This is a genomic window from Actinomadura sp. 7K507 (assembly GCF_004348425.1).
GTDB lineage: Bacteria > Actinomycetota > Actinomycetes > Streptosporangiales > Streptosporangiaceae > Spirillospora.
Genome location: NZ_SMKK01000319.1, coordinates 1 through 8,722 on the forward strand (window position 1 = coordinate 1; position 8,722 = coordinate 8,722).

Here is an 8,722-nt window from a genome sequence, read left to right on the forward strand (position 1 = left end):
GCCCCGACCTCCGCGCCGACTACGAACGATTCGAAGCCGACTTCAGAGAACTCCTGGCCGCCCACGTCACTGCCTGAACCAGGACACAGACCCAGCCCGCGCCGCGCCGCCTCAGAAGCCGCGCCGCCTCAGAACAGGCCGTGCCACATCTGCTCGACCAGCACCGACCACCAGTTCATCCCCTTGGCCAGCGCGGTCGCGTCGATGCCGACCAACTGCCTCTGGAATGCGGTCAGGACGCCGCCCGCCTCGACCGGGTCCAGGCCCGGCAGCTGTGACCGGGCGACTTCGAGCAGCGCGAGAGAGCGGGCGAACGCCGCGGCCGACGCGTTCACATACCGGCCGGCGCCGGTCTCCGGATTCGCCGCCCAGACCGTGCCCAGTGACCCTTCCGGGCCCCGGCAGCGGACCGTGACGACGTAGAGGCCGTCCGTCCCTATCCGTACGTGGCCGGACAGGGTCCGCAGGGTGTCTTCATCCGCCTCCGTACCGGTCGCCCTCAGGTGGGTGGCGACGTCCGCGAACAGTCTGCCGGGCGGCGGGTTCCGCGGGTCGTCCGCCACGAAGAAGAACGGCATCGCCGCGGGAAGCCCGGCCTCCACCAGCGTCGCCCGGGTCGGCCCGGGCAGCAGCGGCTGCCCGGCGAGCGCGCCGGGCGGGTACCGCAGCACGCCGTGCGGCCCGAAGATCCCGTCCAGTTGCCTGCCGAGGTCCCGGTCGCTCACCGGTCGCGCCCGCTGCAGGTTCACCGGCACCGGAACGCGGTGCGGAGTCGGGGGCGGCGGCCGGCCGACCAGGCGGTTCATCATCGTGGCCTGCTCGTGCAAGGCCAGGATTCCCCGGGCGCGGTCTTCCGGATCGGTGCCGTAATCATGAGAACAGGACAACTCGGCGTTCGGGAACGACCGCGAAATGAAATGGATGGCGTAGCCGCCGGGAAGCAGGCTGGGCCGCAGGTCGGTGTGGATGGACGTGACCGTTTCCAGCGGCACTCCCATGCGCTGCAGTTCGTACCAGACCTGGAATTCGACCGGTGGCATCCCGGGCGCGGAGAGCCGGGTCACAGAGGACTCCCCCTTCGAGGGATCCATGAAGCCGAATACCGCGGTATTACCGGGACCGACCACGCCTGCCGCGCCGTTCTCCATGCTGCTCTCCCCGCTGTGACTCATCCAGGTACATGCGCGCCACCTCCCCCATCGGGCATGGACGGCAGGCCAGCCGACCTCGGAAGCCCTGCCTGGCCTCCGCGACCGGACGCCGCCGTCCCGTCAACGGGACGCGCTCGGGAGGCGGGGCCCGGTACCGCGAGGGAATGGTGGGGCGCAGCGCCCAAAAGTAGAGAGCCCGACAAGTTCGCGCCAAACTCGGATCACACCGGCGGGCCGCCGGGATCAGGTCAGAACCGTGCGGCGGGTCATTCTTCGTCGGCGCGGGGATTGTAGGCGTCGACCCATTCGCGGTCGGAGAGTTTGCAGATGGCGTCCATGATCTCGTCGGTGATGACGCGGCGCGCTCGGCCCGGGGGCAGATCGCGGTAGCGGGTGAAGTCCATCGGTTCCCCGATGCGGATGACGGGGCGGACGCGGAGCCGGGGGCGCCACGTGCCGAGCGGGATGATGTGGTCGGTCTCCCCGATGGCGACGGGGATGACCCTGGCGCCGGAGGCCATGGCAAGCCAGGCGACGCCCGTGCGGCCCCGGTAGATGCGGCCGTCCGGGGAGCGGCTGCCCTCCGGGTAGATGGCGACACCGCCGCCTGCGTTCAGGACGGCGGCGATCTGCTCCAGGGCGCGGACGGCGGCGCGGGTGGGGCCGCGTTTGACAGGGACGTTCCCGAGCGCGAAGAGTCCCCACCGGATCAGCCGGCCGAACCGTCCGGGCATCTCGAAGTACTCGGACCTGGCCAGGTAGACGAGGCGGCGGCGGACGACCGGCGACAGGGCGAAGCTGTCGACGAACGACAGGTGGTTGCACGCCAGGATGAACGGCCCCTCGGCCGGGATGTTGGCCGTGCCCTCCACCTTGGGGCGCAGCAGAAGCCGAAGCACGGTCCCGGCGAAGCGCGAGAAGACACCGTAGATCACGCGACCTCCTGCGACTCGGGTAGCGAGACCGAATCTAAGGAGCCCGCGGGCAAGCCGAATCCGCCATGTGACGGGCGTCATGCTTGCGCCACTGGAAATTAATCGAACGCTCGCTTATTTTTTGAGCATCGACCGAGAGCAAGAGACGGACCGAGGAGGCAGGGATGCATGAGAAGGGAAAGCCCATCGCCGTGATCGTGGTGGTGGCGCTGCTCGGGATGGTGTTCGCGGGGTCGTTCCTGGGCGCCCTGCACAAGCCGGAGCCGCACGGGGTCCCCGTCGCGGTGGTCGGGCCGGAGAACGCGGTGGACCGGCTCGGCGCGGAAATGGACAAGCGCGCGGACGGCGCGTTCGACCTCGCCGCGTACGAGACCGAGAAGGCGGCGCGGGACGCGCTGCTCGACCGGGACGTGGACGCGGTGTTCGTCCCCGGCCAGGGCGGGGCCGCGCTGATCGTCGCGGGCGCGACCGGGAAGATCGAGAACGCGGTGCTGACGCAGGCGTTCCAGGGCGTCGGGCAGGCCACCGGTCAGCCGGTCACGGTCGAGGACGTCCGGCCGCTGCCGGCCGACGACGGCAACGGCGTGTCCGCGATCTTCTTCGTGATCACGACGGTCATCCCGGCGATCGTGCTGGCGGTCCTGCTCGCGTTCGCCGTGCCGAAGGCCGGAGCCGGGCGGCGGGTCGGGCTGCTGGCCGCGGGGTCGGTCGTGCTGGGCGGGGTCAACGCCTGGGTCGCGGCGGGGCTGACCGGCGCGCTCGTCGGGGCGCCCTGGGAGCTGTGGGGGCTCGGCAGCCTGCTGGTGTTCGCGGTGAGCTCGTTCGCGGCGGGAGCGCTGCGTGCCGGAGGGCCGCCCGCGGCGGGGCTGACCGTGCTGCTGTTCATCCCGATCGGCGTCCCGGCGAGCGGTGGTCCCATCGGCCCGCGGTTCATTCCCGAGTGGTACGCGGCGTTCGGCGAGTGGCTGCCGGTGTCGGCCGCGATCAACGCGGTGCGCAACACCGTCTACTTCGACGGCAGCGCGATCGGCGGGCCGCTGCTCGTGCTCACGCTGTGGGCCGCGGCGGGGCTCGCGCTCGTGCTGGTCCCCAAGAAGACTCGGCAGCGCGGCCACGCGGCGCCGGAACCGGCCACCAGCTCGTGAAGGACCGGAAGGGGCGGGTCCACCGGAACATCTGGTGGACCTTCCGGCACGCTTGCCCTGTAAGACGAGCCCTATGAGACGGGACGCGGGGGGGAGGTAAGAGGTGTCCTTGACGTCCTCCCCCGCCGGAAGGCGGGGGATTCCAACTCATCGATCTAGGAGAGGAGGACGAGTTGGGGTTCGCGGTGCACCGGCCCGGCAACCCGTGGCCCTTCCCGCGCAGACACGGCATGCCCTGCCGCATTTCGGATGTTGATGGCCGCGTTGACGTCGGCGTTGGCCCGGTGCCCGCAGGCCACGCACCGGAACACCGCTTGGCTCTCGCGGTTGTCCGGTGCGCGGTGCCCGCAGGCGTGGCAGGTCTGCGACGTGAACGCGGGATTGATCTTGACAACGCGTCCGGGCGCTTTGTTCTCCAACCGCTGGACGAGGGCACCCCACCCGTTGGTGAGGATGGCGCGGTTCAGCCCGGCCTTCTGCCGAACGTTCACGCCAGGTGCATCGATGGTGCCCTTGGCCGACCGGGTCATGACGGCCACGTTCAAATCCTCGACCGCGATCACATCGAACTCGGAGGCCAAGCGGGTGGTGGTCTTGTCCACCCAGTCGCGGCGGCGGTCCGCCTCACGCGCCTTGAGGCAGGCGATGGCGGCCCTGACACCCGCGCGGCGGGCCGACCCCCGGCGGGCCCGCGCCAGCTTGCGCTCCAGCCGCCGGAGCCGCGCGGCCTCGGCTCGCGTGAGACCAGGGGCGTGCAGGAGTTCCCCGGTCGACAGCGCCGCCGAGACCGCGACACCCCGGTCCACCCCGACGCCATCCCCGTTGCCCGGTGCGGGGATGGCGTCGGGGACATGCGCAAACGCGACATGCCAGCGCCCGGCGCGGTCACGCGTCACACGGAACGACTTCACTTCGTCGGGGACGGGGCGCGACCAGCGGAACCGCACCCACCCCACCTTCGGGATGCGCACCTGGCCGACGCGGCGGGACACCCGTCGCACCTCCCAGTGCATGCCGCGTCGGCCGACGATCCGGAATCCTTCGTGCCGCCCGGCTTTGCGCCACGTCGGCCGCCGGTGCGTCCTGGCGAAGAAGCCCGCCATGGCCTGCGCGAAATCGCGGAGCGCCTGCTGCTGGACCGTCTGGGAACCCGCGCGCAGCCACTCGGATGCGGCGCGGGCCTGGGTGAGCTGGCGGCACTGCTCAGCCAACCCCGGCGCCGAACGGCGGCCCGGCCGCCAGTACCGGTGCTGCTCGACTGCCAGGTTCCACACGAACCTGGCCTGCCCGCAAAGTTCCAGCAACGCCGCCTCCTGAGAAGGCGTCGGCTGCAAACGGTAACGAGACACGCACACAAAACTAGCGGGAAGGGCCGACACAACATGACCAGACGGAGGCGCCTCCTTCCCACCCCGAAGGATGGGGCATCCGCCCCAGAAGCCCGATGAAGTCGGAGGGGCCGGTGCGCCGGCGTCCCGGACGGCCGCCCAAGACGGAGGCCGGGGACACCAAGGCGGAACTCGTCGAGGCGGCGCTGCGGCTCTTCGCGCAGAAGGGTTACACGGGCACCTCGATCCGCGCGATCGCCCGCGAGGTCGGGCTCAGCGAGAGCGTGCTCTACGCGCATTTCGCCAGCAAACAGGACATCTTCGATGCGGCGATGGCCACGCTGGGGCCGCAGGGCCTGGTCTCCGGGCAGGAGAAACTGGACCCGGAGCTGGCCGACGACGACCCGGCCGCGTACATCCGCGCGCTGGTCGCGCACGTCCTCGACGCCTGGGACTCGCCGAGCGGACGGCTGTTCGTCAGCCTGATGGTCCGGGACGGCCTGGTGCACAGCGCCTCCATCGGCGACACGATCGCGCGGTCGATGAGCGAGATGGGTCCGCTGTTCCAGCGCTGGATCGACACCGGCCGGATCCCGCCGGATCTCGGCCGTCCCGCCGATCTGGCCTGGGCGCTGTTCGGGCCGATCGGCCAAGCGCGGTTACTGTGGTTGCACGCCGATGCCGCGCCCGGCGAACGGCGGGAGGCCAGGGAGAGGGCACTGCGACACACCGAACTGTTCATCAGGGCGGTCTTCCGCGAGCAGCGGGAGTCCCCGGACGGGTGATCTGGAGGACGTGATCAGCGATGGCGGGCTTGGACGGTGACTTCTCCCCGGGGCCGGTCGAGACCGTGCCCGGGGCGATCCGGATCCTGCTGGCCGAGGACGTCGCGCTCCTGCGCGGCGCGCTGACGGGCATCCTGGACCTGGAGTCCGACATGGAGGTCGTGGCGGAGATCGAGACCGGCGACGCGATCGTCCAGGCGGCGTTGCGGCACCGGCCCGACGTGGCGGTGCTCGACGTGGACCTCCCCGGTGTGGACGGCGTGACGGCGGCGGCGGAGCTGCACGAGCGCCTGCCGGAGTGCCGGGTGCTCATCCTCACCGGGCTCGGGCGTCCCGGCGACCTGCGGCGGGCACTGGACGCGCACGCGCACGGCTTCGTCCTCAAGGACGTGCCGCCCGAGGAACTGGCGACCGCGATCCGCCGTGTCGCGGCGGGCGAGCAGGTCGTCGACCCGCAGCTCGCGCTGGTGGCGCTGCGCCAGCCGGAGAGCCCGCTCACGCCCCGGGAGGCGCAGGTGCTGCGGCTGGCGGCGGAGGGCGCTGACGTGGACGACATCGCCCTGGCGCTCAACCTGACGGTCGGGACCGTCCGCAACTACCTGGCGAGCTGCATCACCAAGCTCAACGCCCGCAACCGGATCGACGCCGTCCGCATCGCCCGCGACTTCGGGTGGGTGTAGAGCGCCGGGCCGGTGTGAGCAAGGTCCGGGTTTAGGGGCGGTATGAGAAACGCATGGTCCGACCCTCGGACGATTCACATGGGGATCGGTGTGCACCGCACTGGCCAGGGCTGACGTGCGGTGACACGCTCCGAAGCATGGTGGGGCAGGCGCTGTACGGACGTGTGGCCGAAGTCGCCGAGATCGACCGCCTCGTCGGGCGTGCGCGGGAGGGCGCGGGCGGCGGAGTCCTGATCCTGCGCGGGGAGGCCGGCAGCGGCAAGACCGCGCTGCTGGACCACGCCGAGAAGGTCGCGGGCGGGGCGGCCGGGATGCGCGTGCTCCGCGGGAGCGGCATGGAGGCGGAGGCCGGGGTCCCCTTCGCGGCCCTGCATCTGCTGCTCGGCGACCGTGACGACCGGTTCGAGGGGCTGCCCGCACCGCAGGCCGCGGCGCTGAAGGCGGCGCTCGGCCTCACCCGGCCGCGACCGGAGGACAGGCTTCTCGTCGGGCTGGCGCTGCTGACCCTGCTCGGCGGGCCGGCGGCGGACGCGCCGGTGCTGTGCCTGGTGGACGACGCGCAGTGGCTCGACCGGGAGTCCGCGGACGCGCTGCTGTTCGCCGCCCGCCGGGTCGCCGCCCGCGACGTGGTCTTCCTCATCGCGGTCCGGGACGACATCGCGGTCCGGGACGAGACCGCCATGTGGCAACGGGCGGGGCTCCCCGGATATCACCTGACCGGCCTCGACGCCGAGGACGCGCGGCTGCTGCTGGACGAGCATGCGCCGCACGTCCCCGCGGGGCGGCGTGACCACGCCGTCGAGCAGGCGCGCGGCAACCCGCTCGCGCTCATCGAGTTCGCCGCCGCGGGGTCGGGGCGTCCCACCCGGGTGCCGGTGGAGTTCGAACGGGCCGTCCGCGACCTGCCCGAACCGACGCGGGTGCTGCTCGCCGTCGTGGCCGCCGACGACACCGGGGAGCCGGGGATCGCGGTGCGGGCGGCGCGGAGCCTGGGCGTGCCGTTCGACGCGCTGGAGGCGGCCGAGGACGCCGGTCTGGTGGCCGTCACCCGCGCCGCGATCGGTTTCCGGCATCCGCTGGCCCGCGCCGCCGCGTACCAGGGCGTCCCGGTCACGCGGCGGATCGCCGTCCACCGCGCACTCGCCGAGGTGCACGCGCGGGCGGGCGACGCGGACCTGCGGGTCCGGCACCTGGCCGCCGCGGCCCTCGGGACGGACGAGGCGGTCGCCGCCGAACTGGAGTCGGCCGCGGGCGACATCCGGGACCAGGACGGGCCGCCGGCCGCCGCGTTCGCCTACGAGCGCGCCGCCCGCCTCGCGGGGGAACCTGAGGTCCGGGCCCGGCGGCTGGCGTCGGCGGCCGAGGCGGAACTGGCCGGGGGACGTTCCGGCCGGGCGCGTGCGCTGGCCGACGAGGCGGCGCGGGCGGACTCCGGTCAGGGGACACGGGCGCGCGCCGATCTCGTGCGGGCCGGTATCGAGCTGGAGTACGGCGTCCCGGAGGCCGCCGGGCGGCTGCTGCTGGAACGGGCCGGGAGCTGCGACGACCCGGAGATCCGCGCGCGCATGCTCGAAGAGGCCGTGTTCCATGCGTGGTCCTGCGGCGACCGGGAGACGGCCGTCCAGGCAAGAGACCAGCACGCCGCACACCAGGACTCCCCAGGCCGGCCTTCGGAGATGATGCGGGCGCTGTCGGCGTTGCTTGACGGTGATGTCGCGGACGCCAGGCGCCTCCTCGCCGACGTGGGCGGGGAGGCGGACGAGCGGCTGTGGCTGGTGAGTGCCGAGGTCGCGTTGCTGTCCGGTGACGACGCGGCCGCCGGGGAGATGGCCGCGCGGCTGGTCGAGCGGTGCCGCGCACGCGGGATCCTCGCGCTCGTGCCGCGCGGCCTCGGGGTGCGGGCGTGGTCGCGGCTCTTCCACGGCGCGCACGACGACGCCCGCGCGCTGACCCGCGAGGCGCTGGAGATCGCCGAGGAGGCGGGGCAGCACCGGCAGGCCGCGGCGCTGCGGTCGATCCAGGCGCGGCAGGCGGCGATCGAGGGGGACGAGGTCCGCTGCCGCGCGCTGTCCGCCGATGGCCGGGTGGGGGACGCGCTCGGGCTGCTCGCCCTCGGTCTGGGACGCCCCGAGGACGCCTTAGAGCATCTCCAGGACGCGCACAGGCACGATCTCCCGGACGCGCACAGGCACGATCTCCCGGACGCGCACAAGCACGATGGGCATCGAGGTACGGCGGCGTGCGGTCCGCCGGTGATCCTCGCGCTCGCGGACACCGTGGAGGCCGCCGTGGCTTCGGGGCGGCCCGGCGCCGGTGAGGAGGCGATGGCGCGGCTCGCGGCGTTCGCTCGCAACGCGCGGCAGCCGTGGGCGGACGGCGTCGCCTCGCGCTGCCGGGCGCTGCTCGCCGCCGACAACGGAGGCGGCGACACCGGGGGCGGCGGCACGGGAGGCGGCGGCACGGGCGAGGCGGCGGACCGGCATTTCGCGCTGGCGCTCGCGTCCCACCGGCAGGGCGGGCGGCCGTTCGAACGGGCCCGCACGGAACTGCTGTACGGCGAGTGGCTGCGGCGGTCGCGGCGCCGCGCGCAGGCCAGGGCCCGGCTCGGCGCGGCGCTGGAGATCTTCGAGCGGCTGGGCGCGGTCCCGTGGGCGGAGCGGGCCCGCGGGGAGCTGCGCGCCGCCGGGCAGGGGGTGCG

7 protein-coding genes are annotated in these 8,722 nt (G+C 73.1%); 4 read left to right on the forward strand and 3 right to left on the reverse strand.

The features are described 5' to 3' along the window. Positions 1–128 precede the first annotated feature (128 nt). Positions 129–1,172: an SUKH-4 family immunity protein gene (locus E1285_RS40810; RefSeq protein ID WP_347814125.1), complete on the reverse strand. Its 1,044-nt coding sequence runs from the start codon at positions 1,170–1,172 to the stop codon at positions 129–131. A gap of 245 nt (positions 1,173–1,417) precedes the next feature. Further along, positions 1,418–2,086, reverse strand: a complete 669-nt coding sequence (locus E1285_RS40815; protein ID WP_243723405.1) for a lysophospholipid acyltransferase family protein — start codon at positions 2,084–2,086, stop codon at positions 1,418–1,420. 164 nt (positions 2,087–2,250) lie between these two features. Here E1285_RS40815 and E1285_RS40820 point away from each other — a divergent pair, with 164 nt between their 5' ends. Next, positions 2,251–3,231: an ABC transporter permease gene (locus E1285_RS40820; protein WP_132159967.1), complete on the forward strand. Its 981-nt coding sequence runs from the start codon at positions 2,251–2,253 to the stop codon at positions 3,229–3,231. Between the two features lie 155 nt (positions 3,232–3,386). Here the strand turns inward: E1285_RS40820 and E1285_RS40825 are convergent, their stop codons facing one another. Beyond that, on the reverse strand, positions 3,387–4,610 hold the full coding sequence (locus E1285_RS40825) for a transposase (RefSeq protein WP_347814126.1): 1,224 nt from the start codon (positions 4,608–4,610) through the stop codon (positions 3,387–3,389). A 65-nt stretch (positions 4,611–4,675) separates the two neighbouring features. Here E1285_RS40825 and E1285_RS40830 point away from each other — a divergent pair, with 65 nt between their 5' ends. The 3 genes from E1285_RS40830 to E1285_RS40840 all read left to right on the forward strand — a co-directional run. Further along, positions 4,676–5,344, forward strand: a complete 669-nt coding sequence (locus E1285_RS40830) for a TetR/AcrR family transcriptional regulator (RefSeq protein ID WP_132159969.1) — start codon at positions 4,676–4,678, stop codon at positions 5,342–5,344. Between the two features lie 20 nt (positions 5,345–5,364). Further along, entirely contained in the window at positions 5,365–6,024 is a 660-nt protein-coding gene (locus tag E1285_RS40835) for a response regulator transcription factor (protein ID WP_132159970.1), read from the forward strand. A gap of 137 nt (positions 6,025–6,161) precedes the next feature. Continuing rightward, a partial coding sequence (locus E1285_RS40840; RefSeq protein WP_165966971.1) for an ATP-binding protein occupies positions 6,162–8,722 on the forward strand: 2,561 nt, incomplete at its 3' end.